Source organism: Endozoicomonas acroporae (assembly GCF_002864045.1).
GTDB lineage: Bacteria > Pseudomonadota > Gammaproteobacteria > Pseudomonadales > Endozoicomonadaceae > Endozoicomonas > Endozoicomonas acroporae.
Genome location: NZ_PJPV01000077.1, coordinates 38178 through 61286 on the forward strand (window position 1 = coordinate 38178; position 23109 = coordinate 61286).

Below are 23109 nucleotides of genomic sequence, written 5' to 3' on the forward strand. Positions count from 1 at the left end.
ATAGGCCTTGCTCTTGATTAAAACTGTATCAAGTGAAAGCGCGTTTTAAAGCAGCTTCTGGAAAAACTCTTAATGCTTTACTCATGTTGTTTATCCTTTTTATCCCTCTTATCCCCGGACAATAACCACCTGTCGTTCATTCACTTCAACAACCTGTCCATCCATGCTGGCATGAATCATCGAGCCTAACTGCCCTTCAGGTGCTGCACCGATTAACTGCCCTTTAACCACCCGGTCACCAACACTCACCACCGGCTGGCTGCTGGCACCAATATGTTGACGAAGCGACACACTGACTTTATCCATCACCACATAACGATGGGTTTTGCACACCGATTCCGGGGTATTGGAAGGCATGGCAATGGCGGCTTTTTCCAGGGATACCTGCAGACGCGCCTCCAGCTTTTCCCTGAGCTGACGGACAATAGTCAGCGCACCGATGTAATCAACCACCAGCCCATCCTTCAACACCTGGGCAAACTGCATTTCCGTGGCAACCGGCTCGCCCTGATGGTTCAGCACCACCAGCACGATGTAGGCAGTACCAAGGTCGACCCCCACCACCAGCTTGTCAGCATCGGTAACCTGTGCGGTGTGGGTCAGACTGTTTTCCACTTGCCGGATCAATTGGCTGATGCGCTCAGGATTGAATTCAGACATCGTCGTAAATCACGTTGGAACCGCTGCCCGCACCCGGTAAAAACAACGTTTCTGGCGTTTTCGGGCCGCGGGAGGTGGGCAGCGCTTGTTAAAATTAACAGGCGATCAGTTCGCCTTTTGCATTGGCCGACAGGCCAACCGCATTGGCTTCATCAAAATCAATATGCATTGCCAGGGAAAAACTGTCGTTTACCCGGACCAGAACCCGATGGAAAGTCATCAGACGATCGGTTTCGACCCGAACATCTACTTCCTGCTTGTCCTTCACCCCCCAGTCGCAGGGCATCGGCAGTGGTCATATGGATATGGTTACGGGCACTAATGACACCCTTGTGGAGCTGAACCATACCCTGCTTATTGTCAACCGAGGAATAAAGGAAAATACCGGGGCTGCCAGCAATATCACCGGACTCTTTCAGCGGTGCATTGACACCCAGTTGACGGGCATCCGTACGGGAGATTTCTACCTGACTTTCTGGTCGCGCCGGGCCCAGTACCGCCACTTTCTCAAAAGTGCCTTTGGGGCCAATCACTGTTACCCGCTCTTCACACAGGAACTGACCTGGCTGGGAAAGTTCACGCACCGGTGTCAACTGATGGCCGGCTCCGAAAAGGGCCTCAACATCCTTCTGACAAAGGTGTACGTGGCGGGCAGACGCCTCAATGGGGATCTCTTTGTTGCCGCACTCAGCCTCGGTAGAGGACAGGGTTTGCGCAGCGCATTCAACAATCACCTGATCAACAATTTGCTTCAGGAGTTCTTCATTCACGAGGGTATTCACAGCGGAGTCTCACAATCGGCATTGGCCGGATTAAGCTGTAGTCAGCCAGTACTTTCTGGGCTTCTTTGGCCCGGCGGATCAGATTTCTTACTTCCTGGATGGAAGCGAGGTCTTTATCAAGCAGTTCCAACTTACTTTACCTTCTGTGATATTCGATCATGGCCTGAATCAGCGCGTCTTTCCTGGCAAACTTGATGTCCTGTTTGCTCATTGGGAAATCCGGCAGCTGTCGTGCCATGTTTCTTAACTCTACTGTTCTGTGAGCCTTCAGTTCATCCAGCGTCATTTGCCCATTAAGAGCCGCAATGGATGAAGACTCAGGATCAGAGCCAACTGTCACTACCGCTTCTGCTGGCACCACAGCCTCTGGCCGGGCTGCCGCAGCGGGAGCAGGTTCTCTGATCGTACTACTGAGCAGCACATCCAGCTCCGTGGCCGGTCTGGCAATCACATGGGTGGATACCACTCTGCCAAGGCGATCGGCAGCCATGGTTCCCGCTTCTACTGCTGCTTTCACAGCACCAACGTCACCACGGATGATGACGGTCACCAGACCACCACCGGAATTGTGTTTTGCAACCAGGCTGACATTGGCGGTTTTCAAACAGACATCCGCCGCCTCTACCGCCGGGAGGAAGCCAACGGTTTCAATAAAGCCTGCCGCCTCTTGTGTTCTCATCGCCAGCCCCTCTCAGGCTAATCAGAAATGCTTGGGATTCTCTGCAACAAACCGTACAGCGTCAGCAAAGGCGTCACACGCCGCTGCGCACTTCAGCCGGGCTTGGACCCGCCAGCATGCCGATCACTTCACCGGCCAGTTTGGAGTTGGCATTGGCCGCGCCGCCGAAGAAGCTCTTGCCCATCACCACAGACACTTCCGCGTTCTTGCACGCTTCATCCAGTGCGCAGTAGGTCACGTCATCCGCATCAGCTGTCAGGATGCCCAGGCTCTTCCAGCCCTCTGGCATGCCCAGCTTTATCTGCCATTCTGGCATCAACATTAGGGATCATTTTCACCGCCAGTACACTGGCACCCAGACGATCACCTTTCATTGCTCTACTCCTCTATTCCCAAAGATCAGAAACGGAAACCAACACCGCTGCACTTCTGCTCAAACATCTTCTTGACGATGTTGGCAATGTGCGCTCCCGCTTCTGCAGCCGGGGTCCCGCGACGATGGATATTGGAGATAACAGTACGGCCGGCTTCGGCCATGCCCACCTTGCCTTCATAGGTGATATAGGCACCCATGGACTCACCGGTAGCCAACCCTGGTCGTTCACCGACCAGCATCACCGTCACTTTGCTGTTGACCAGATCAGTCAGGTGATCCATGGCACCGACACGGCCAAACTTGATGAAGACAGGGTCGCCTACGCTCAGGCCATAACCTTCCAAGCCCTGCTGCAACGCAGGCAGGATGTTTTTCAGGTTGGCGGTAATCGCGCTGGAAGACAGACCATCAGCAATGACGATCTGAACGTCCGCACCTTTGCGGCACTCAGACTGAATTTTGGCAACGCCTTCATCACTGATCATGCGGCCAAGGTCAGGACGGGTAACGTACATGTCCTTGTCATCACACTTGGAAGAGACAGCGATCAGACCGGTTTCAGTAATGAACGCTTCAGCCACTTCGTTGAAGACCGAGTCGATGGCCACCGCATGGTCAGCGCGAAAACGCAGCATGGTTTCCGTCTCGTAACGGGGGCCTGCCTTGCCAATCCCCAGACGCGCGGGTGTTTTGGCTGCTTCGTTGCCTTTCTGGGAACCGGCGATGGACTGGAAAATCATGCCCGCAGGTGCACCACGCTCAACCGCTTCCATCTGGGACAGTACATGTGCCAGTACACAGTTCTGGGTTGGGATCTCAAACTTCTGCTTGATCTCTTCAAACTGGTGCAGACAGCGGTAGATACTGTCAGTGGTGTCATCCACCGGATTCAGACCGATAACCGCGTCCCCCATACCGTAGGAAAGACCTTCCAGGGTAGAGATACGGATACCGTCGACGTTGTCCGTGGTGTGGTTTGGCTGGAGACGGGCTGCCAGAGTGCCATGACGACCGATGGTCGTATTACAGGTGGCCAGTACTTCGATCTTGCTGGCCGCATAAATCAGATCGACGTTGGTCATCAACTTGGCAACCGCAGCGATCATTTCAGTGATTGATTCGGCGGCTATGCCCGCCAGTACGTCGCCAGAACGTTTTTCGTTGGCCTTGGCGAGTACTTCTTTAATGCTGGAAAAGCTGTAGACCTTTCCAAACAGTTTGGTTTTAAGAAGCATGAGGAGCCTGTGCCTCGGGTTTGAATGAGTTAGCGCAACAAGGCTACCCAAACGAGCACGAGACCGGCTTGATATGCGTCAGCGAGCACCCATCATTAAAAAGTGACGTACATCAATAAAATCAGGGTGCGGATGGCTGTTTTTTGCGGGCAGGGAAGATAAATGATCAGGATCAAATCCCGATGGGAAAAACAGCCTTAATAAACGACAAAAACATGATCCAGATCAAATGATGGAAGGAAAAACGCTGAATGTGTCTGCTGATGACTGATTTTAATGAAGCTCAGTAAGGCGCTCAAGTAACTGCTCCGGGCTCTCGTGCACCAGATCTTTATTGATGTGATCTCCCAACGGCACATGTTTATCGACCACAGGCAGTATTTCACCCAATAGTTTTGGGGGAGCACAAATACGCAGGGTCTCAAACTGGTGCTGATCATGGGCATGATTGATAGACCTGGCCAGCATATGGGCAAAGTTGACCGACTCATGCTCTTTGGGCGAGTTATCCGTACCCAGACTACGGACACTACCGCCAGTGGATGAAGTGACTGAATGGCCGGGACCTGCCGTCACGAACTCATGCCGTTTCCATCTGCCTTCTTCATGATCAATATGATCAACCAGATCAAGCTCTTTCTGGTGTCGGTCAAAACGATAGACCTTGGCTTGGCTGTTATCAGCAACCAGTACCCAGGATGATGCCATGATATGCACCTCTAAATGGCTCGCTAACGATAACTGTTCAAAGATAGTTCAATGGTTCAGGAATTGCCTGTTTTTACCGTTGAGAAATCTTTAACTGGATGGATTTTGCTTTTCAGCCTGCATATAGGCAATTTTAACTTCCATGAAGTGAGCAACTCCGGCAAACTCTGTTCTCGCCACTTCCAGCATTTTTTGCCGCTCTTCTTTGAGCTTTTGCTTTTTGGACTTAAGCCTGAGAAAACGACTGCTGTCTTTTGAGGTTACAGACGGTAACAAGTCTGGTTCAATTCCACGCCAGATATAGTCAAAGGTTGTTTGATGAATTGTTTTAAGCTCATCATTAGCCAGGGTTTCCAGAATTGGATCTATCTGATCATACAAGTCAATCATAAACTGTCTGTAAAAATTTCTCAGTTTTTCCCGCTGGGAATCTGACGTTATTATGGTATCCGAAGGCAATACAGCCTGTTCACTGGATTCGGGAAATCCTTCTCTGCCCTTAACATTATTTACAATCTGACTGGCCAAATCTCGATAGAATATCAGTGGGTCCTTTTCCTTCATGCCTGAGCGAAGTTCTGAAAATGCCTTTTCTACTGAAAAATCCAAATCCCATTGACCAAAGCTGACTCTGACACGTAATAACTGTTCAGGGTCAAGCTGAAAGGAAGGATCTGCTATTGTTAGCAATTTCAAAATGCCCTGGTGCATTCTAATTAATTTCCTGCTTTTAGTATCACCATCATCCACCAGAACATCACCGAGCATTGTTTTCAAAACGACCTTAACAGAGCTATCAGGAAGCTGTTTATAATGACAATAAAACTCTGAGAACTTACTCTGTAACTGTTCAGCCATTTTAACAAGCTGAAGGACTTCACCCTTTTCGTTTTCGGTAAGCGTGCTTTTCAGGTAATACTTTTGAAAACGCTTTTCAGCAATCCCAAATGCCAGATTGAATTTAGCAACAGCCCTGGTACACGCTAATGGAAAATAGTGCTCACACTTCTGAAACTCAGGCATATGCTTTGCCGTGCTTTCCAGAGAGCCACACTCATCAAGAAATTTCCAGAAGCTTTCTGCAACAGCAGGCCAAATGGCATCTCGCAGGGCCTCTCCTCTCAGGGTTGTATATCTATCTTCCCCCAGAACCAGTTTCATAACATCCGGAACCTGCTCCAGATCCATATTCACGTCTCTAATCAAATTGTACGGTTCAGACAGCCTGACAAAAGACTGTATATCTGTGACAGCCCTCATGACAAAGCCCGGGTCAAGGGCACCATTTTGGTAGGGCTCAACTTCATGGAATCGTGTTGCCCGATCACTCAGAGCAGCTCTGAAGGAAAATAATTGCGCTAACTGACGTTGAATTTTTTCCTCTGCTTTTATCGGTTCAGAGCAGAGTTCCTGACTTAATTTGGTTGAGGGTAAATCGATCTTATGATTTTTATTTCGTATCGCTTTACGTGTCCACCGGCCTCTATTAAAAGGAGATCCGGCTGGTACCTTAACTTTATCTTCTGAGTGAGATTTTCCCCTGTCAGCTTCAGGAGTAGAATGATGTTTTTCATACTTATCAACCAACTCGGCCACTGAAACTTCATAATCATCTTCGGGGATGGGAGAGCTTTTTAATTCTGTTATTTTTTTATGACCAGCATTTTCTTTAAAGGACTCAATACGTTCCAGGACAGAAATAGCAGCCTTATTCGGGTTCAGCCTTTTATTTTCATGCAAAGATTCATCGTCATTTTCTCCAGCATTCGAAATATAACCGGAGTCAATAGAAGCTATTGAAACACGCCACTGGCTTGAACGATCCGATAAATTTTCCTCATGATAATCATTTAATTTTTCCGCCTCAGGAAGATGGTTAACTACTTCATTACTTTCTGAAACGGACATACCTGAAAAACTTTTATCTTTGACGCTTTTACTGTGACTTTCCCGGCCGGGACGACCATCATCATATGATAAAAAGCCAGTATCATTTCTCTCTATTTTCATAGCAGACTCCCGACCACATCATTAAAACTTATACAGGCTGCAGGATATTTACATAAGAGTTTCATATGAATCTATTTTCAATAAATTGTAAAAAACCAATATCGCCAAATATTAACAACCAATTATCTCGTAGATAACAAACAGTTATTTAGCACCAAGAACAGAGAATCAGCCAAACCCAATATTCAATGTTCAATAATCAGTCAGCAGGCTGTCAGAGTACAGCATAAAATTGCTTAGTAATGTGAAGCTATTTTCTCTACAGGACGGCCAAAAAGACTTTTAATATGAAATAGATAGTAAAAAAGATAGAATACCCGCAAAATCAAATTAACTGAACAAAACAATAAAAATAGTTTGGAGCCTTCCATGAGTGCCAGACATGAAAATCTCGACAGCGTCCCTGCTCCTCAAGGGGAAATGACCTTGAAAGTCCTGGCGGATCATCGTTCCGTCAATAGCAGTGGTGATGTATTTGCTGGCTGGGTAGCCATGCACCTGGATCAGGCCGGGGAAGTATGCGCCCGCAAGGCCTCCAATGGTGCCAGGGTGGTCACGGTCAGTATTGGCAGTATGAGCTTTCTCAGGCCAGTTCAGGCCGGTGACCTGATCGGGTTCTTTACCCGGGTGACAGAAATCGGCAAAACCTCGATTAAGGTGGTCGTTGAAGGCTGGATAGAAAACCACCATGGCTGGGAGAAACTGACAGAAACAACCATGGTGTTTGTTGCCATTGATCGGGGTGGACGGACCCAGCGGGTCAGGAACTTCTAGAATATTGAAGAGGATCAGGAGCCTCTGATCCTCTCAGCCCACTCTGAGAGTGAATGGCTCGTAACACGTGTCTTCAGAGACACCGCGTCCGGGTCGAAAAAATCCCATTCATGGACAGCTCTACATCATCCCCCGATTGCAGAGGCCCAACACCTTCCGGCGTTCCGGTCAGCACGATATCTCCGGGGAGTAAGGTGAAATGCCTGCTGATATAGCTCAACAGCCCGGGAATGGAGGTCAACATATGCGCCGTTGTCCCCTTCTGCCTTGGCTCTCCATTGACCGACAGAGAAAACCCCAGATTGGCAGGATCTTTAATATGCTCGACAGCCACAAACCCGGATAACGGGCAGCTGTTATCAAAGGCTTTGGCAACTTCCCAGGGCAACCCTTTTGACTTTTGCCGTTCCTGCAGATCTCGCAGTGTCAAATCCAGTCCCAGACCAATAGCCATGATCGCCTGGTTAGCCTCATGCTCACTGGCATCGGTCAGAGGCTCCCTGATCAGCAGGCTCACTTCTGTCTCGTGATGGACCGCCCCACGATTACGGGGTAATTTCACAGGCTGCTCAAGGTTAACCATGGCCGTACGGGGTTTAATAAACAGGACCGGATCATCCGGCAGGGGATTATTCAGTTCCTGAACATGTGCCGCATAATTCCGTCCTACACAAACCACCTTCCCAACAGGAAGGTCAATACGGTCGCCACTGATCCAGCGGTGCCTGTACTTCATAGCGCATCCCTTATTAACGCCGGTGATGAAAAATGGAACGCACAATACGCGCCAACATCATACGGATATTTATTATTCAACTGAGCCAGAAGCTTTGTCGGGGTAACAGACAGTGTTTGCCTGTCATTCCCCGGGGAGACTATTGTCCCACGGCTCAAGTCACAGTTAAAGCATCTCACTTTCACATACACTGTAGTAGTATCATAAAGACTGGCCGCACAGTGGAAGGAGCATAGTATGTCAGAAGAGCTGCAACTCAATATCCAGAGCCTTCATGATATTCTTGAAAACTCACCCGTCGATGAATGCACAGCAGGAGCCTTAAAACAGATAACCGAAGAGATCAACATTGCCGTTGCCCAGGCAGAAGGAGAGATTCCCATTCAGGGCTACAACGATCAGCTGGAGCAGGAGGCCATTCGCTTCAGTGAAGACCACCCGGCCCTGACACAGGCGATCCGGCAATTAATGTTTACCCTCTCCAGCATGGGTATTTAAATACGGTCACTATGACACAGTTTACAACCTGGTCGGTTTCACTGATGTGAGGCCGATCTCCCTGCCGGTAACTACCCACCGCCTTTTAGTAAGTACCATCAGGCACAGCCTATGTTATGATGTGCCGCCTGACGCAGCCGGGCGCAACCGGTAATGCGCCATGAAAACGATGGGCGGATCAATAACAGCCATCAATTGGAAGCACTACTGCTGTTGTCCGCCTGCACAATAAAAACAGTGCTTCTGTGTAAAACAGCCTTGAGCCCGAAACAGCCCTGAGCCAGTCCGCCCTCAGCTAACCATAAAGAGACCGATATGCCCGAAATATCGCTGGATAAGAGCAAGATTCGTTTTCTCCTGTTGGAAGGTGTCCACCCGTCTGCTGTCGAGATTCTTAAAGCATCGGGCTATACCAATATCGACTATGTCACCACCTCCCTGCCTCCTGAGGAACTTAAGGAACGTATCGCTGATGCCCGCTTTGTCGGCATCCGGTCCCGAACCCAGCTGACCGATGAAATTTTTGCGGAGGCAAAAAAACTCTGTGCTGTTGGCTGTTTCTGCATTGGCACCAACCAGGTAGAACTGCCCGCAGCTACACGACGGGGGATACCTGTTTTCAACGCACCTTATTCCAACACCCGCTCAGTGGCTGAGCTGGTGCTGGCTGAAGCCATCCTGCTACTGCGTGGAATCCCGGAAAAGAATGCCATGGCACACCAGGGAGGCTGGCAGAAAACAGCGGCGAACTCCCATGAAATCCGCGGCAAAAAGCTGGGTATTATCGGCTACGGAAATATCGGCAGCCAGCTCAGCATCATGGCAGAGTCCCTGGGCATGGAAGTCTATTTCTATGATGTGGTGACCCGGCTTTCCATGGGCAATGCGACCCAGATCAGTGATCTGAACACCCTGCTTGGCATGTGCGACATTGTCAGTCTGCATGTTCCCGAAACCCGGGATACCCAGTGGATGTTCGGTGAAGCACAGTTTGCCGCCATGAAGGACAACAGCATTCTGATCAATGCCTCCCGTGGTACTGTGGTGGTTATTGAAGCGCTGGCCGAGTACCTGAAGAACGGTAAGCTGCTGGGTGCAGCCATTGACGTATTCCCGGAAGAGCCACGGGGTAACGATGATGAATTCATCAGCCCCCTGCGTGGCATGAAGAATGTTATCCTGACCCCCCATATTGGCGGCAGTACCCAGGAAGCACAGGAAAATATTGGCCGGGAGGTTGCCGAGAAGTTCGTGATGTACAGCGATATTGGTACTACATTGTCGTCGGTCAACTTCCCGGAAGTCGCTCTGCCTGCTCACCCCGGCAAGCACCGACTGCTGCATATCCACCAGAATATTCCCGGTATTCTGGGCCAGATCAACCAGATACTGTCTGAAAACCGTATCAACATCAGCGGTCAGTACCTGCAGACCAATGAGTCCGTTGGTTACGTCGTTATCGATGTTGATGCTGAACACAGCGATATGGCCATGCAGAAGATAAAAAAGATTGAGGGCACCATCCGCTGCCGCGTTCTTTACTGACTGGCATCGGTCAATGCTCAGCCTGTTACGCGGGCTGAGCCCGCTATTTAATTAACGGTTCAAAAACATGCGTGCGTTAACCTCTTCCCTGTTAATGACAACTCTTCTGAAAATACGACGTATCTGGGATGAGAAAAACAAAACCCTGATCTATCTCAGCTACTCCACCAAAGAAACGGTCGGCAGTGCCAAACACTCCATGACCACCGTGCCCCTGTGGGGAAACCCCGTCTGGGATCAATTAAACCAACCTGATACAGCTCAATAGCTGACCGCAGTTTTCCAGTCCACTCAGTTGATGTGATATTAATCTGAGTACCCTGAGCAATTCCCAGATGATCCAGCTATCCTTTGCCAGGCAGCACTGTCGCAAGAAGAGTGAAACAAGGAATCCGCTGCCAGATGATTGGCTACAGTTCGGTTCTGGTGTAGCTTCACTTTTTTACTTTTTCACCAGGGTGATGTTCACACCAACCCCTGACTGCCCGACACTTAAGACACCATGCGTATTCTTCACACTTCAGACTGGCACCTTGGCCAGCACTTTATGGGCAAAAGCCGGGAGGCAGAACACCAGGCCTTTCTGGACTGGCTGATCGAGCTGGTACAAGAGCAGCGCATCGATGCCCTGATTATTGCCGGTGATATCTTTGATACCGGCACCCCGCCCAGCTATGCCAGGGGACTGTATAGCCGTTTTATTGTCAGCCTGCGCAATACCCACTGTCGGCAGCTTATCGTGATTGGTGGCAACCATGACTCAGTGGCCACACTGAATGAATCAAAAGAGCTGCTGGCCTGCCTGAATACCTTTGTGGTGGGTGGTGTCAGTCAAGACTCCCGGGAACAGGTTCTGGTGTTGAACAACGCTCAGGGCAACCCCGGCGCGGTGATCTGTGCCATTCCGTTTGTCCGCCCACGGGATGTTCTGGAAAGTCAGGCGGGAGAGACCGGTGAGGATAAACAGCAGGCACTGCAACAGGCGATTGCTGCCCACTATCAGACCATTTATGCAGAAGCTGAAAAGCTGGCAGGGGAACGGCTGCCCATTATTGCAACGGGTCATTTAACGACAGTTGGCGGGCAAATGAGCGAATCCGTGCGTGAGATTTATATCGGAACCCTGTCGGCATTTCCGGTGGCCGCATTTCCCAAGGCTCACTACATTGCCCTCGGCCACCTGCACCGGCCACAGGTCGTGGCTAAGCAGGAACATATCCGCTATTCAGGTTCACCAATCCCGCTGAGTTTTGATGAAGCCGGATCCGATAAGCAAGTCATTATTGTGGACTTCAGGGAAAACGAGCTGAATAAAATTGAGTCCGTCATTGTTCCTGTTTTCAGGCCTCTGATCAGCCTCAAGGGCTCCCTGGACAGCATTGACCAGCAGCTGGCCACTCTTGCCACTGAGCGTGCCAATGAGCACGAGCAACCGCAGGCTGATCCATGGCTGGAGATTGAAATCACCACCGAAGCCTACCTTCACGACCTGCAAAGCCGGGTCGAACAAATGGTGCTGGCCAAAGAGGAGCTGTCCTCAGTTGAGCTGCTGAGGGTAAGAAGAAAACGGGAAAAAGCCGCAGCATCCCTGACCGTTGCTGACCAGGAGAGTCTGGCCGAGTTGAACGTTGAGGATGTTTTTCAGCAACGGCTTAAGCAGGAAGAGCTGACCGATGAACAATTACAGCAGCTGACCGGCGCGTTTCAGGAAATACTCGAAGACGTGTTTGCAGCAGACAAAGAGCATCCCATGCTGGCGCAGCATGGCCAGAAGGACAACGCCTGATGAAAATTCTCAGCCTGCGCCTGAAAAATATTAACTCCCTCAGGGGCGAGTGGAAAATAGACTTCCAGAGTGAACCGTTTACCAACACGGGTCTCTTTGCCATTACCGGCCCAACCGGTGCTGGCAAAACCACGCTGCTGGATGCCATCTGCCTTGCCCTGTACCACCAGACTCCCCGCCTGACCACAATCTCCGCCTCCGATAACGAGCTGATGACCCGGCATACGGCTGAGTCACTCGCCGAAGTTGAGTTTGAAGTCAAAGGTCAAGCGTATCGGGCCTTCTGGTCACAACGCCGGGCCAGGGGCAAAGCAGACGGCAAGTTGCAGGCACCCCAAGTCGAGCTGGCCGACAGTGATGGTACGATTATTACCACCCGTATCAGCGATAAATTGAAAAAGGTCAGTGAGCTGACCGGGCTGGATTTCGGACGTTTTACCAAATCCATGATGCTGGCCCAGGGCGGTTTTGCCGCTTTTCTGGAGGCCAGTGCCAATGACCGGGCTGAGCTGCTGGAAGAACTGACCGGTACCGAGATCTACGGAGAAATCTCCCGCCGTGCCTTTGAGCGCATGCGCACCTCAGAGCAGCAACTCGACCTGTTAAAGGCCAGAGCGGGCGGCATTGCCCTACTGAACGACGATCGACTGACAGAACTGAGAGAAGAACAGAGTCAGCTTGCCGGGCAACAGGAGGAAACCGGCAACGAACGCCTATCCCTGAACCAGCAGAAGCGTTGGCTGGAAGAGCTGGCCAGCAGACAACGTGAACAGGAAAAAGCCCGGGAGTCATTGAATAATGCTCTTCAACACAAATCAGAACACAGCGAGCAAATAAACCGTCTGGAGCAGGCCCTGCCCGCCATGGAGCTGCTGCCGGACTGGGATCGGTTGAGCGAACTGACACAAAAGCATCAACGGATACAAAAGACACTGGCCGATCATCAGCAGGAAAAACAGGTCACCACCGAACAGGCGGAAAGTGTTCAGAAACAGTGCCAGATTCAGTTAAATGCCTGGGAAAGCTATCAGCAGGAACAGGAGCAAACCGAATCCCTGTTGGTAGAGCAGGTCATCCCTCTGGATGCTGATATACAGAGGCTGACCAATGAACAACAGGCCATCAAAGGCAAATTGCAGGCCGCTGAACATGAGCAGGGCACACTGAACAACAGCATTGCCGATGACCAGCAGTCCCGGGAACAACTCACTGGACAACTTCAGGTAGCCAACCGTTATCTGGAGCAGAATGCACACCAGCAAACACTGGGCGAACAGCTGCCGGTATTACAAACCCTGTTTGAGCAGCGGGAAACCGCCAGCCAAGGTGAACAACAGTTTGTTCAAGCTATTCATCAGTTAGAGCAGGAACGCCAGAACCTGGGCGCACAACACCAGACACTGGAAGAGTATATTCAGTCGCTGGCCAAAACACGGGAACAACGCGCCAGCCAGAACACAACACTGCTAGAGAACAAAACAGCCCTGTTAAATGGCCAGGAAGAAGAGCAGCTGCTGACCGATCAGCAGCAGTGGCACGATCAATACCCGATATGGCTGCATCTGAATAACCTCAGCCAGCAATTTATCAACTGCACCGCTGACTTACAGAAAGAGCAGAGCCTCCATGGCAACCTGCAGCAGTCGGTAGCACAGTACACCGACAACATTGAAAAATGCCGGACAGAGTATCGGAATGTCAGGCAGCACTGTCATGACCTGGAGCAGCTGTTAGCCCGGGAGCGGCAGATCACCAGCCTTAAGGACTATCGCAACCAACTGCAGGCCGGAGCGGCCTGCCCCCTTTGCGGTGCCACAGAACACCCGGCCATTGAACACTATCAGCAGCTGAATATTTCCGATACCGAACAACGTTTAACCGCCAGACAGCAGGAACTGGAGCAGCTGCAACTTCAGGGCGAGAAGCTGAACAAAGAGGTTGCGCGTTTACAGGTACAACTGGAATCCTCAGAGCAGACCATTAACAAGCTGCAAAATCAGATTGCTCTGGTCACATCAGATTGGTCCGCCACCAGCAATGCCCAGTCTCTTTCCCTATCGATCAACAACACCGAAGAGTATCAGAGCCACTTCAAACAGTTTTCCGAGACCGGGGAGACCCGGAAAAAGCAGCTTGACCAATTGAGCCAGCTTAATCGCCGCATTCAACTTGAACAGCAGCAGCTGGACCAGCTGAATAACGACATGACCCAACGCACCCATCAACGGGAGGTTAACCAGCATCAGCAAAGCCAGATTGACCAGCAGCTGTCCGAAAAGCGTCAACAGCTTGAGCAACGCCAACACGCCAACCGGGCTTTGGAAGAGAAGATCAGGCAGAGAATCCAGACTGCGCTGCATCTGGAGATTCCTATCCTGTCAGAGCAATCAACCTGGCTGAGTCAGCAGGAAAAAAACTGGCAACAATGGCAGCACATCACCGCTGAACAACAAGCGCTGAATGAGAAAATCCAGGCCATTACCCAGCAGCTGAATCACAAGCATCAAAACCGGCAAAAAGTGGACGAACTTATCCGTGACATCCAGCAAACGCTGGATAACACCAACACTCAGAGACAACAGCAACAGCAGCAACGACAGGATCTGTTTGGCCAGAAAATCGTGAGTGAGGAGCGACAGCGACTCAAGTCACTGGTGGTCGAAGCAAAGGCACACCATCAACAAAGCCAAAGCCAGTTGAAAGCCATTGATGACAAGCTGGCTCAGCTGACTGGAATCGTTCGCCAGCAGACCATGGAACAGGAAACATTGAGCGAAGCACTGACAGTCGCCGGAACAACCTGGCAGACATTATTAAACGACAGTCCATTCCGGGATAGCGAACATTTCCAGCAGGCTCTGCTGGACAGAGAAGAGCGAAAGACACTGACAGAACTGAAACAGGCCATTGAACAACAGCTGCATGAAGCCAAAGGCAAGCTTGCCTCGGCGGAAGCCAACCTGAAAGCTCATATTGAACAGCCAGCGACTAAACTAACTCTGGATGAAGTGACTGACAGACTGACCGAGTTGGACAACCATATTCGCTTAATCAATCAACGACAGGGTGAGATTACCCAGGCACTGAAAGACGACGACGAAAAACGTCTTGGCCAGGCCAGCCTGTTCAGGGATATTGCGGCGCAAGAGCATCAATATCAGGTTTGGGCGCAACTCAGTGGCCTGATTGGCTCCAGCAAAGGCGACAAGTTCCGTAAGTTTGCCCAGGGCCTGACGCTGGATCATCTGATTCTTCTGGCCAACCGGCAGCTGGAACAACTCCATGCCCGCTATCTGCTCAACCGCAAGAGCAACGATGAACTCAGCCTTGAAGTGCTGGACACCTGGCAGGGTGACTCCGCACGGGATATCAAAACCCTGTCCGGTGGTGAAAGCTTTCTGGTCAGCCTGGCGCTGGCACTGGGGTTATCTGACCTGGTCAGCCATAAAACCCGTATCGACTCGCTGTTTCTGGATGAAGGGTTTGGTACACTGGATCAGGAAACACTGGAAACCGCACTCAGCGCCTTGGATAGCCTGAATGCCAGTGGGAAGATGGTCGGTATCATCTCCCATATTGAGTCCCTGAAAGAACGGATTCCCACCCGGATAGAAGTGATAAAAGAAACCGGACTGGGCTACAGCAAACTGGGTAGACGCTTTGCCTGTATCTGATCACTTTTATTTTGAGGGTTTATGAATCAACTACTGACGGTTGGCGCGCTTGAGTCGTTTCTCATCGCCATTTTTGTGCTATTTCTGGGGCATTTCATCAATGCCCGAATTCCTCTATTAAAGCAGTTCAATATTCCTGAGCCTATTGTTGGCGGACTGATCATTGCCGGTGTTATTGCCTTGCTGCACTTCAATGGTGTCGAGATTGACTTCCACCTGCCCCTGCAAAACACCTTTATGCTGATGTTCTTTGCCACGGTTGGTCTGGCCGCCAGCTATACCCAGCTGATTAAAGGTGGGGTCAAGGTGTTTGTTTTCCTTGCCGTGGCGTCTTTCTATATCGTGCTGCAAAATGGCCTGGGAATGTCACTGGCCAGCCTGCTGGGGCTTGACCCGCTGATGGGGTTAATTGCCGGGTCAATCACTCTTTCCGGAGGTCACGGCACCGGTGCGGCCTGGTCTCAAACCTTCCAGCAAGTATACGGCATGCACAATGTACTTGAGATAGCCATGGCTTCAGCCACCTTCGGCCTGATCATGGGCGGCATTATTGGCAGTCCGGTGGCGCAGCGACTGGTGGATAAATATGGCCTGAAATCCAGATACGGCAACACCAACAGAACCCATGAACAGTTTCCTGAGCTGGTAACCTACAACGAAAATGAGGAAGACAATGTCACCTCAAAAAAGATGATTGAATCACTGTTTATGATTCTGATCTGTGTGACCGGTGCCAAGTACCTTGAAATCTGGGTCAACAACTTTGAGATCAAATGGCTGATGATTCCCGATTTTGTCTATGCCCTGTTTATCGGCGTTATCATCACCAACACGCTGGAAGTCACCCGGGTGAAAAAGCTGGATATTGAAACCATCGATATTCTCGGCACGGTGTCACTGGCCCTGTTTCTGGCCATGGCCCTGATGAGCTTAAAGCTCTGGAATATTCTCGATCTGGCCATCCCGATCCTGATCATCTTGCTGGCACAGTCCGTTATGCTGGCAATATTTACTTATGTGGTGACCTTCCGGGTGATGGGCAAAGACTACGACGCGGCCGTTATTGCCAGCGGTCACTGCGGGTTTGGTCTTGGCGCAACACCCACAGCGGTCATGAACATGGGCTCCGTCGTTAACCGCTTTGGTCCTTCACCCCAAGGGTTTATGGTTGTGCCTATTGTTGGTGCCTTCTTTATTGATATTGTTAACCTGATTATTCTGCAGGCGGCATTGTCGATTTTTGGTTAATGTGTAATCTCCGCTCACCCTTAGCAGAGTCGAACGATGTTTTGCACGATCTGTCTGGATTCGGAGTTTGCGTCTTTCAACTCCGCTAAGGAAGAACGGAATAGCTGGCCATTGATCACTCACTGGCTTCCCAGTCTAACGCCAAATTCAGCGGTGGCACCACAGGCACTGTCCACTTGAATTTTTTGATGGGCACTATTTTTGAATTGTTAGTTTAAACAGTGAACTTTTATTCTAATAATCTAATCTAAACTCCATTTTTAATAAATTGTTAATAACTCTAGAGGCCTATAATGCCACCATCGATATCCGTAAATTCAGGTCTAACCACAATTACTCAAAAAAGACCAGCAAATTCTACATGCAATCCTCTAAAGCCCATTAAAACCGCTAAAATGACGTCAGACACTGAGGTTTTGCCCGTTAATAATGAGAAGTTACGATTAAACAGCAACTTTATCGAATCGTCAGAAAACAAGACGGGTGTATTTTCATTACATTTAGCCAGAAAGTTTGACTTTGGATTTTCATATTTTCCAAAGAATAAAGGATTTTATACAACAACTTGCATAACCATCAACTCAATACCTATTAAAGATAGATTTGTTTTTACTTTTTATACTGATGAAAATTACCCTAATCTCTGGGGAAAATCTGATAATGTAAAATCACTTTGTGAAAAAGATATAAAGTGTCATTTGCCAAGATTACATAAAAAAGAAAAGCCTAAAGATGACCATTATCATGCTTTACTTTTAAAAGATGCTGACCCTGATTCTTTTTTAAAAACCACACTAAATGAAATAGGATTGGCGGATCATGATGAAAATAATATTTTGCATTCAGCAGAATATTTTATCAAAAATCCCACTCAGGATTGTATTAATTTTACTGAAGGGGCATTATCTCAAAATGGTACATCTGAATCCTTGGAGTAGATGATGATTTAAGTAACCATTGCTGTATTCCATAGTGAGCTAACATATCACCAGAAATTCAATGTAAATTCATCCTGATTCGTTACATGCGTGTATAGCTATTATTAGTTGTCGAGAGTTCATGCAGTGCTTTCAAAGCATCTTCCGCCTTATCTGACGCTGGAGAAATATATGGTCATGGAAGAAAGCTGCAATTACATTGGCACTAATATTTTTTGAGGCAAGTTTGGTTGAAACTGCTGCTGTTAGACCAACGGCTTCCAGGCTTGAGTGTACAGTCAGTGTTATTTGCCTGTAAATATGTTCAAACTTAATATTCGCACTTTCAGCGTTATCTTTTGATAGAACTAAAGATAAGCCTTCTGATTCAATAAAGCTTGAAAGTGGATTTAAATGAGCATAATCGGAGAGGTCTCCGGGTAAAGTACAGAAAATAAATTCACCCTCTACAAGCTTCGGGTTGATGCTGCTGAGAAGCTTTTCTAATTCAATAATACCAGTCATTTTTTTATCCGGGTGTAAAACTCAGTCTCTATCAAGGCTCTGAAGTATTCCATGTAATCGTGGCCCCATGCAAGAGCGGCCATGCAGTTTGCTCAGGATGTCAGCAACCAGCTCCGGGCTATGACCGTCTTGCTGCACGTCGTTTCGAGTTTGTTTAGCCGTTCGCCTGGAAGTTCTCTATGATTTTGTTGTGAATGCACGATCTCAAAAACTTATTCATCTCAGTCATTTCCGCTGTCGCATAGAAACACCGCCTGGTTCAGAGCCATATTTTGATCACTGACTTTGTGGCCACCAACGGTAATCCCATCCAGCAGTGTTTGAACTTCCGGTAATGTCATTGCGAGCCCTTCAAGATTTACTGCATCATAAACCAGTGAAGAAATATCCCGAACAGCAAGTTGCTTGGCCATCGCACGATTAGGAATCATCCCCCAAACGGTGTCTTTTGCCGCTGTCATTGTTTTTTCTGGCTCGGCCAGCATTCGCCTTCACTATTAGCAAAAGACGCGAGCACTATTAGCAGCAACCGTTGGTTGGAGTCAGGTTCTCTAAATCACCTGTTTGAATTTCAACCCGAATCAATTTCAACACCCCAATTGTGTACGCAAAAGAAATCATTGCTATACTGCTTCCCGAGCAATAGCTAATAGTTTGAGAGAAAAACCCGGTAGGAGCGGCAACTCTGATGATCCGGGTTTTTTCTTGCGTGACAGAAACATAGATAGCAATAAAGAAAAGGCAAGAAAAGACTGTCCATTGTATGAACAGGTATGTCCATAGGTGAAAAGACCCTGTCCACCTATAAACACGAACAAGATAAATAACAAGATCAAAGAACAAGTTGCAAAATGCGGCCTGCTCGGGTGAACATCCTCCGGAGTTTCCAGAGACAACGACAGTTGTTTAACAGATGCCATCCGAAACCACTTCCCCGATGATGACTCTCCGAGATTTGTTCAGGCCTTCAGTGACAAGAGGTCACCTACTATGCCTTATGCTGTCTTCTGCACTGCGATCACACCAGATTGCTCCCATGTCAGTTAATCCCGCAACACAGTACAGACCTCCCGGGGTAAGACACTTAACTTTCCTCGCGTAGACGCCCAATTTATAAAACGTATCCCGCTTGCAGATGGAGGGCTTAATGGTCACGGGCCCACTGGCCCAGAATACGTCACACCTCATACTGGATTCTTGTTCATCGCTCCGCGATTTTGCGTTGAGCTTCCTTCAGACCGGGTCGCGTAGACCCTGCCTTGCAACAACGCCCTTGCCCTTTCGCTAACCTTCGGCTCTGCGAAACCGGGTAAGAGGACTTTCACCTCTCTAGTTAAGTGCCATGCTCGGCAAACACGCCAAATACAGAGGCACCGAAGGCGTCCCCTGGAATTTATTGTTATGCATACTTACTAATTTGTTAGTGAATTTAATGTGCAATTTGCAATATCATTTTTTATTTCTCATGGGTTTGATAAGATGAATATCTCATTAGGAGATTTAAACTCAATTCGCGAATTCCTGCCGGTAAATTTTGCAAGCGAATCAAAACCAACAGAAAGGGAATTAAATTTCACCTATTCTACAGGATTGGATGAAGGGATAGAAGCAATAAACATTCTTGAACGATCTTGTGAGAAAAAAGATGTAGTGTCTATTTTTTTTAGAGATAAAAATGCACTAGAACCTTTCAATAGTTCTGACTGTATGTTGTCACTTGATTATAATGAAACCGATGATTACATAATACGTCATTATGATGATGAACATAATGATTCAATGCACTGGCCTGAAAACCCTCTCTCATTTCATTGCCATATTAAAAAACAACGAGATGAGGTTGATACTTTAGTAAAAGGAATATTTCAGAGGCACTCGAAATCTGGAGAAACTCATTACAAACAATATTTATTCTCTAAAAAGAATTTCAAAGAAAACCATCATCAAAATGGAATCGTATTCAAAAATGGCAGTTCGTCACACAATCTTTCTTGCAAGTCAATTTATGAGGCAGTGGAAGTTGATAAATCATTATTTAGGAATATTCAAGATTGAATTCTAATAAGTAAATCCAAGAGAGTGAAAAATAAAGGTAGCCTTTGCTGCCCCATTGCTTCAGGATATAACACCGTAATCGTCGTCGAATCCATTTGTCCAAATCTCGCAGAGGACTCAATATTTCGGCAATATCGAAATACGCTTTGACCACCACGGACGGTGGGAAGCCTGGTTTTGCAGGAGCAAAAACCAGCCCTACCAAGCAGGGATTTTCTAAGCTCTGCAATAATCCGGATGATTGAATGGCCTCTCGTTCGACGGCTCAGTTGTTTTACGGTCTTTTTCAGTTTGGTAAATGCTTTATCACTGACTTTCAGCACTATGTTTGAAAGGACAGGCGACAAAGGGCCACCTTGTTGTACACCTTTCACACTGGCTTGCTTTGTTCCATTAATGCAAACACCCGCTTTCAGATAACGGTTGATTAACCAAAGCGGCGTGGCATCCTTATGGTGAGCTTTGAGTTGTGTCATCAATAAATCATGATTGACATGATCAAAGAATGCCTCAAGGTCGCAATCCACCACCCAGCTGTATCCGTCTCGTATGACTGATTGTGCGTGACGTATGGCTCGATGTGCATTCCGGTGAGGGCGAAAACCGTAACTGTTATTATGGAATTTGCTGTCCCACTCTTCCTGCATAATCTGGGCAATAGCCTGCTGTATCAGTCGGTCAAGTACGGTAGGAATACCCAGCTTGCGTTTGCGGCCATCCGGTTTTGGGATTTCCATCCGCAGCACGGGCTTGGGTTGGCAGGCTCCTTCTGCCAGTTGCTGCCGAATCTTTGGCCAGTGTTGTTTCAGGAAGTCTGGAAGTTCATCAACGGTCATGCCATCGATACCTGCGGCTCCTTTATTACGTTGAACCTGTTTCAGTGCACGTACCAGATTATTCCTGTCCAGTACCCGCACCATCAAAGATGAACAAAAGATGCTTTTTTACAGTGAAGAGCGGTTCAATCGGGTCTCCCGTTTCCGGTTCACCCTCTGGTGTATCCAGAGACAACGACAGTTGTTTAACAGATGCCATCCGAAATCACTTCCCCGATGATTACTTTCCAAGATTTGTTCTGGCCTTCAGTGGCCAGAGACCACCTACGCGGTAACTGCTCCTGCGTTACTCTAGCTCCTGCATCCATGCAGTCGTATGTCGTCTGCTGATAGGGCTATGGATAGCCCGTATGCCGAAAATGCAGGAGCAATTTTCGGTCTTCTGCACTGCGATCACAGCGGATTGCTCCGTTGTCAGTTCATCCATTAACACAGTGCAGTCCTCCCGAGGTAAGACACTTAACTTTCCTCGCGTAGACGCCCAATTTATAAAACGTATCCCGATTGCAGATGGAGGGCTTAATGGTCACGTGCCCACTGGCCCCGAATACGTCACACCTCATATTGGGTTTCTGTTCGTCGCCCCGCGATTTTGCGTTGGGTTACCTTCAGACCGGGTCGCGTAGACCCTGCCTCACGACAACGCCCTTGCCCTTTCGCTAACCTTCGGCTCTGCGAATACCTGGTAAGAGGACTTTCACTTCTCGAGTTAAGTGCCATGCTCGGCACACACGCCAAATTCAGCGGCACGAGCGGAGCGAGTGTCCGCTGGAATTTTTTGGTACGCCCGGCATGGGCATGAACTGATGGGGTGGAAGTCCTCTGTGGGAGAACCTACATCTGACTGGCGGTAAAGACGCCTGCTGATGACAACCACTAGCTTAAGGCAAGTGCAGTCCCGTGAGGGGCTGTGCGGAGGCAGTCTGACTGCAAAAGTGCGAGCCGACGTATAGAAATCGCATATAAGGCTTAGTCTCTGGGCGAGTGAGCCAAGGATCACAAAGCCCTATGGTTCGTGAGACACGGTAAATGCGGCGGTTGTGCACTGAAAGTTCATGTCCTTATCCGGGGAGATCTGTTCAACATGCGATTGGTAATTCCCAGTTCTCAGCCACTGGTTACAACAGGCTCGGCGAACAGTGACTCATCATCCTGTTCGAGCAAACCCGATGGCAACCAATAGCGCCAGCAGAGGCAACTCCGCATGGTGATTGGGCAGAAGTCAGCAGAGGCCATAGTAGTTGTACGACAAAAGTCATTAATGGACGGGAAGTCGTCAGCGAAGGGCCGAACATCGATGACAAAGAGGAGACTGATTCCCTCAGGGCGATGCAGCCGTCCGGCGACTCACCGTACCTGGCGACAGAATCTTTAACCAGCTTTGAACCATGATCTACTAAATTGCGTACTTGAACCGGCTAATCTGGCAAGTGCATGCGACTGCACGGATGCAGGAGGTAGTGGGGAGCAGGAGCCAGAGCCGGGAAACAGGTCAAAAGCAACAAGGGTGCTCCGGGTATCGATGGAGTCACCATTGAAGCTTATCCAGACTTTGCCAAACAGCATTGGTCTTCAGTGCGTCAAGCCTTATTGGACGGAACCTACCAACCATCACCCGTGCGTCGGCATGTTATAGAAAAGCCGGACGGTGGTGAGCGTTTGCTGGGAATCCCTACCGTGATGGATAGGGTCATACAGCAGGCCATTTTGCAGGTGCTGACCCCTGTCTTTGATCCGGGTTTCTCTCCAAACAGCTTCGGCTACCGACCGGGACGGTCAGCACACGACGGAGTCCGTCAGGTTAAGCAGTTGATCAACAGGGGGCTGCATTACGCCGTTGACGTTGATCTGAGTAAATTCTTTGGCTGGTTTTTGCTCCTGCAAAACCAGACTTCCCACCTTCCATGGCGGTCATACGGTCAATCACGACGTTTTGATGTCGAGGGTCTCCCGTAAGATCCACGACAAACGCCTTCTGAAGCTGATTGGTCGCTACCTGCGCTCCGGTGTCATGATTGATGGCAACGTCTACCCTACCAGGGTAGGCATGCCACAGGGTGGGCCT

24 protein-coding genes and 2 pseudogenes are annotated in these 23109 nt (G+C 49.0%); 10 read left to right on the forward strand and 16 right to left on the reverse strand.

Features of this window, described 5'->3' with window-relative positions; genetic code table 11:
- Nucleotides 1-108 precede the first annotated feature (108 nt).
- The 9 genes and pseudogenes from CX664_RS27480 to CX664_RS13515 all read right to left on the reverse strand — a co-directional run bounded on the left by CX664_RS27480 (nt 109) and on the right by CX664_RS13515 (nt 6450).
- Nucleotides 109-660 carry a hypothetical protein gene (locus tag CX664_RS27480; RefSeq protein WP_101747236.1) on the reverse strand — a complete coding sequence of 184 codons (552 nt, stop codon included), beginning with the start codon at nt 658-660 and terminating at the stop codon, nt 109-111.
- A gap of 94 nt (nt 661-754) precedes the next feature.
- Complete coding sequence (locus tag CX664_RS28165) at nt 755-946, reverse strand: PduL/EutD family phosphate acyltransferase (RefSeq protein WP_420810359.1); 192 nt, start codon at nt 944-946, stop codon at nt 755-757.
- A gap of 43 nt (nt 947-989) precedes the next feature.
- A pseudogene (locus CX664_RS27795) lies at nt 990-1442 on the reverse strand (PduL/EutD family phosphate acyltransferase); the annotation flags it as partial.
- A gap of 136 nt (nt 1443-1578) precedes the next feature.
- Entirely contained in the window at nt 1579-2121 is a 543-nt protein-coding gene (locus CX664_RS28450) for a BMC domain-containing protein (protein WP_101747237.1), read from the reverse strand.
- A gap of 73 nt (nt 2122-2194) precedes the next feature.
- Nucleotides 2195-2410 (reverse strand): BMC domain-containing protein, encoded by a 216-nt coding sequence (locus tag CX664_RS13495; RefSeq protein ID WP_219622191.1) that lies wholly within the window; start codon nt 2408-2410, stop codon nt 2195-2197.
- Nucleotides 2370-2495, reverse strand: coding sequence for a hypothetical protein (locus CX664_RS27800; RefSeq protein WP_276328488.1), 126 nt, complete (start codon nt 2493-2495; stop codon nt 2370-2372). The genes CX664_RS13495 and CX664_RS27800 overlap by 41 nt, the downstream gene beginning before the upstream one ends.
- Nucleotides 2496-2520: 25 nt before the next feature.
- Complete coding sequence (gene eutC / locus CX664_RS27805) at nt 2521-3732, reverse strand: ethanolamine ammonia-lyase subunit EutC (RefSeq protein WP_276328489.1); 1212 nt, start codon at nt 3730-3732, stop codon at nt 2521-2523.
- A 273-nt stretch (nt 3733-4005) separates the two neighbouring features.
- Nucleotides 4006-4440: a host attachment protein gene (locus tag CX664_RS13510; RefSeq protein WP_101747238.1), complete on the reverse strand. Its 435-nt coding sequence runs from the start codon at nt 4438-4440 to the stop codon at nt 4006-4008.
- 90 nt (nt 4441-4530) lie between these two features.
- Nucleotides 4531-6450 carry a hypothetical protein gene (locus CX664_RS13515; protein ID WP_101747239.1) on the reverse strand — a complete coding sequence of 640 codons (1920 nt, stop codon included), beginning with the start codon at nt 6448-6450 and terminating at the stop codon, nt 4531-4533.
- Nucleotides 6451-6819: 369 nt separating this feature from the next.
- On the opposite strand from CX664_RS13515, the gene CX664_RS13520 reads away from it, so the two are divergent.
- Entirely contained in the window at nt 6820-7224 is a 405-nt protein-coding gene (locus CX664_RS13520; RefSeq protein ID WP_101747240.1) for an acyl-CoA thioesterase, read from the forward strand.
- A 73-nt stretch (nt 7225-7297) separates the two neighbouring features.
- Here CX664_RS13520 and CX664_RS13525 read toward each other — a convergent pair whose 3' ends face one another.
- Nucleotides 7298-7960 carry a fumarylacetoacetate hydrolase family protein gene (locus tag CX664_RS13525; protein ID WP_101747241.1) on the reverse strand — a complete coding sequence of 221 codons (663 nt, stop codon included), beginning with the start codon at nt 7958-7960 and terminating at the stop codon, nt 7298-7300.
- A gap of 237 nt (nt 7961-8197) precedes the next feature.
- Between CX664_RS13525 and CX664_RS13530 the strand changes: the two genes are divergently transcribed.
- The 7 genes from CX664_RS13530 (at nt 8198) to CX664_RS13560 (ending at nt 17649) form a co-directional block, all read left to right on the forward strand.
- Nucleotides 8198-8458, forward strand: a complete 261-nt coding sequence (locus CX664_RS13530; RefSeq protein ID WP_101747242.1) for a DUF4404 family protein — start codon at nt 8198-8200, stop codon at nt 8456-8458.
- Between the two features lie 315 nt (nt 8459-8773).
- Nucleotides 8774-10003, forward strand: coding sequence for a phosphoglycerate dehydrogenase (gene serA, locus CX664_RS13535; RefSeq protein ID WP_101747243.1), 1230 nt, complete (start codon nt 8774-8776; stop codon nt 10001-10003).
- 67 nt (nt 10004-10070) lie between these two features.
- On the forward strand, nt 10071-10271 hold the full coding sequence (locus tag CX664_RS13540; RefSeq protein WP_101747244.1) for a CreA family protein: 201 nt from the start codon (nt 10071-10073) through the stop codon (nt 10269-10271).
- Nucleotides 10272-10505: 234 nt separating this feature from the next.
- A complete protein-coding gene (sbcD, locus tag CX664_RS13545) occupies nt 10506-11789 on the forward strand; it encodes an exonuclease subunit SbcD (RefSeq protein ID WP_101747245.1) in 1284 nt (427 codons plus the stop codon).
- On the forward strand, nt 11789-15463 hold the full coding sequence (locus tag CX664_RS13550) for an AAA family ATPase (RefSeq protein ID WP_101747246.1): 3675 nt from the start codon (nt 11789-11791) through the stop codon (nt 15461-15463). The genes sbcD and CX664_RS13550 overlap by 1 nt, the downstream gene beginning before the upstream one ends.
- Before the next feature lie 21 nt (nt 15464-15484).
- Nucleotides 15485-16711 carry a sodium/glutamate symporter gene (gltS, locus tag CX664_RS13555; RefSeq protein WP_101747247.1) on the forward strand — a complete coding sequence of 409 codons (1227 nt, stop codon included), beginning with the start codon at nt 15485-15487 and terminating at the stop codon, nt 16709-16711.
- Between the two features lie 293 nt (nt 16712-17004).
- A complete protein-coding gene (locus tag CX664_RS13560; protein ID WP_146000002.1) occupies nt 17005-17649 on the forward strand; it encodes a hypothetical protein in 645 nt (214 codons plus the stop codon).
- 132 nt (nt 17650-17781) lie between these two features.
- Here the strand turns inward: CX664_RS13560 and CX664_RS13565 are convergent, their stop codons facing one another.
- The 3 genes from CX664_RS13565 to CX664_RS28175 form a co-directional block, all read right to left on the reverse strand.
- Nucleotides 17782-18153 carry an ACT domain-containing protein gene (locus CX664_RS13565; protein WP_101747249.1) on the reverse strand — a complete coding sequence of 124 codons (372 nt, stop codon included), beginning with the start codon at nt 18151-18153 and terminating at the stop codon, nt 17782-17784.
- A 221-nt stretch (nt 18154-18374) separates the two neighbouring features.
- A complete protein-coding gene (locus CX664_RS26425; RefSeq protein ID WP_219622192.1) occupies nt 18375-18614 on the reverse strand; it encodes a hypothetical protein in 240 nt (79 codons plus the stop codon).
- A complete protein-coding gene (locus tag CX664_RS28175; RefSeq protein WP_219622195.1) occupies nt 18611-18682 on the reverse strand; it encodes a helix-turn-helix domain-containing protein in 72 nt (23 codons plus the stop codon). The genes CX664_RS26425 and CX664_RS28175 overlap by 4 nt, the downstream gene beginning before the upstream one ends.
- Before the next feature lie 950 nt (nt 18683-19632).
- Between CX664_RS28175 and CX664_RS13580 the strand changes: the two genes are divergently transcribed.
- Nucleotides 19633-20208 (forward strand): hypothetical protein, encoded by a 576-nt coding sequence (locus tag CX664_RS13580; protein WP_101747250.1) that lies wholly within the window; start codon nt 19633-19635, stop codon nt 20206-20208.
- Here CX664_RS13580 and CX664_RS28180 read toward each other — a convergent pair.
- From CX664_RS28180 to CX664_RS26430, 3 genes and pseudogenes are all read right to left on the reverse strand, one after another.
- Complete coding sequence (locus tag CX664_RS28180) at nt 20189-20365, reverse strand: group II intron maturase-specific domain-containing protein (protein ID WP_420810361.1); 177 nt, start codon at nt 20363-20365, stop codon at nt 20189-20191. The two genes, CX664_RS13580 and CX664_RS28180, sit on opposite strands and share 20 nt — an antisense overlap.
- Before the next feature lie 145 nt (nt 20366-20510).
- A pseudogene (locus CX664_RS28185) lies at nt 20511-21128 on the reverse strand (reverse transcriptase domain-containing protein); the annotation flags it as partial.
- A complete protein-coding gene (locus CX664_RS26430) occupies nt 21103-21243 on the reverse strand; it encodes a hypothetical protein (RefSeq protein ID WP_180966493.1) in 141 nt (46 codons plus the stop codon). The gene CX664_RS26430 and the pseudogene CX664_RS28185, both read right to left, overlap by 26 nt.
- Nucleotides 21244-22619: 1376 nt before the next feature.
- Here CX664_RS26430 and CX664_RS13595 point away from each other — a divergent pair.
- Nucleotides 22620-23000, forward strand: coding sequence for a reverse transcriptase domain-containing protein (locus tag CX664_RS13595; protein ID WP_219622194.1), 381 nt, complete (start codon nt 22620-22622; stop codon nt 22998-23000).
- Nucleotides 23001-23109 lie beyond the last annotated feature (109 nt).

Bases quoted from the DNA above. Each gene is read 5' to 3' on its own strand.
- CX664_RS13530 (WP_101747242.1), top strand. From the start codon at position 8,198: ATGTCAGAAGAGCTGCAACTCAATATCCAGAGCCTTCATGATATTCTT.
- CX664_RS13525 (WP_101747241.1), bottom strand. From the start codon at position 7,960: ATGAAGTACAGGCACCGCTGGATCAGTGGCGACCGTATTGACCTTCCT.
- gltS (WP_101747247.1), top strand. From the start codon at position 15,485: ATGAATCAACTACTGACGGTTGGCGCGCTTGAGTCGTTTCTCATCGCC.
- CX664_RS13565 (WP_101747249.1), bottom strand. From the start codon at position 18,153: ATGACTGGTATTATTGAATTAGAAAAGCTTCTCAGCAGCATCAACCCG.
- CX664_RS13540 (WP_101747244.1), top strand. From the start codon at position 10,071: ATGCGTGCGTTAACCTCTTCCCTGTTAATGACAACTCTTCTGAAAATA.
- sbcD (WP_101747245.1), top strand. From the start codon at position 10,506: ATGCGTATTCTTCACACTTCAGACTGGCACCTTGGCCAGCACTTTATG.
- CX664_RS28450 (WP_101747237.1), bottom strand. From the start codon at position 2,121: ATGAGAACACAAGAGGCGGCAGGCTTTATTGAAACCGTTGGCTTCCTC.
- CX664_RS27800 (WP_276328488.1), bottom strand. From the start codon at position 2,495: ATGAAAGGTGATCGTCTGGGTGCCAGTGTACTGGCGGTGAAAATGATC.
- CX664_RS13550 (WP_101747246.1), top strand. From the start codon at position 11,789: ATGAAAATTCTCAGCCTGCGCCTGAAAAATATTAACTCCCTCAGGGGC.
- CX664_RS13560 (WP_146000002.1), top strand. From the start codon at position 17,005: ATGCCACCATCGATATCCGTAAATTCAGGTCTAACCACAATTACTCAA.
- CX664_RS13495 (WP_219622191.1), bottom strand. From the start codon at position 2,410: ATGCCAGAGGGCTGGAAGAGCCTGGGCATCCTGACAGCTGATGCGGAT.
- CX664_RS13580 (WP_101747250.1), top strand. From the start codon at position 19,633: ATGAATATCTCATTAGGAGATTTAAACTCAATTCGCGAATTCCTGCCG.
- CX664_RS27480 (WP_101747236.1), bottom strand. From the start codon at position 660: ATGTCTGAATTCAATCCTGAGCGCATCAGCCAATTGATCCGGCAAGTG.
- serA (WP_101747243.1), top strand. From the start codon at position 8,774: ATGCCCGAAATATCGCTGGATAAGAGCAAGATTCGTTTTCTCCTGTTG.
- CX664_RS28165 (WP_420810359.1), bottom strand. From the start codon at position 946: ATGCCCTGCGACTGGGGGGTGAAGGACAAGCAGGAAGTAGATGTTCGG.
- CX664_RS13520 (WP_101747240.1), top strand. From the start codon at position 6,820: ATGAGTGCCAGACATGAAAATCTCGACAGCGTCCCTGCTCCTCAAGGG.
- CX664_RS13515 (WP_101747239.1), bottom strand. From the start codon at position 6,450: ATGAAAATAGAGAGAAATGATACTGGCTTTTTATCATATGATGATGGT.
- CX664_RS26430 (WP_180966493.1), bottom strand. From the start codon at position 21,243: ATGGCATCTGTTAAACAACTGTCGTTGTCTCTGGATACACCAGAGGGT.
- eutC (WP_276328489.1), bottom strand. From the start codon at position 3,732: ATGCTTCTTAAAACCAAACTGTTTGGAAAGGTCTACAGCTTTTCCAGC.
- CX664_RS26425 (WP_219622192.1), bottom strand. From the start codon at position 18,614: ATGACAGCGGCAAAAGACACCGTTTGGGGGATGATTCCTAATCGTGCG.
- CX664_RS13510 (WP_101747238.1), bottom strand. From the start codon at position 4,440: ATGGCATCATCCTGGGTACTGGTTGCTGATAACAGCCAAGCCAAGGTC.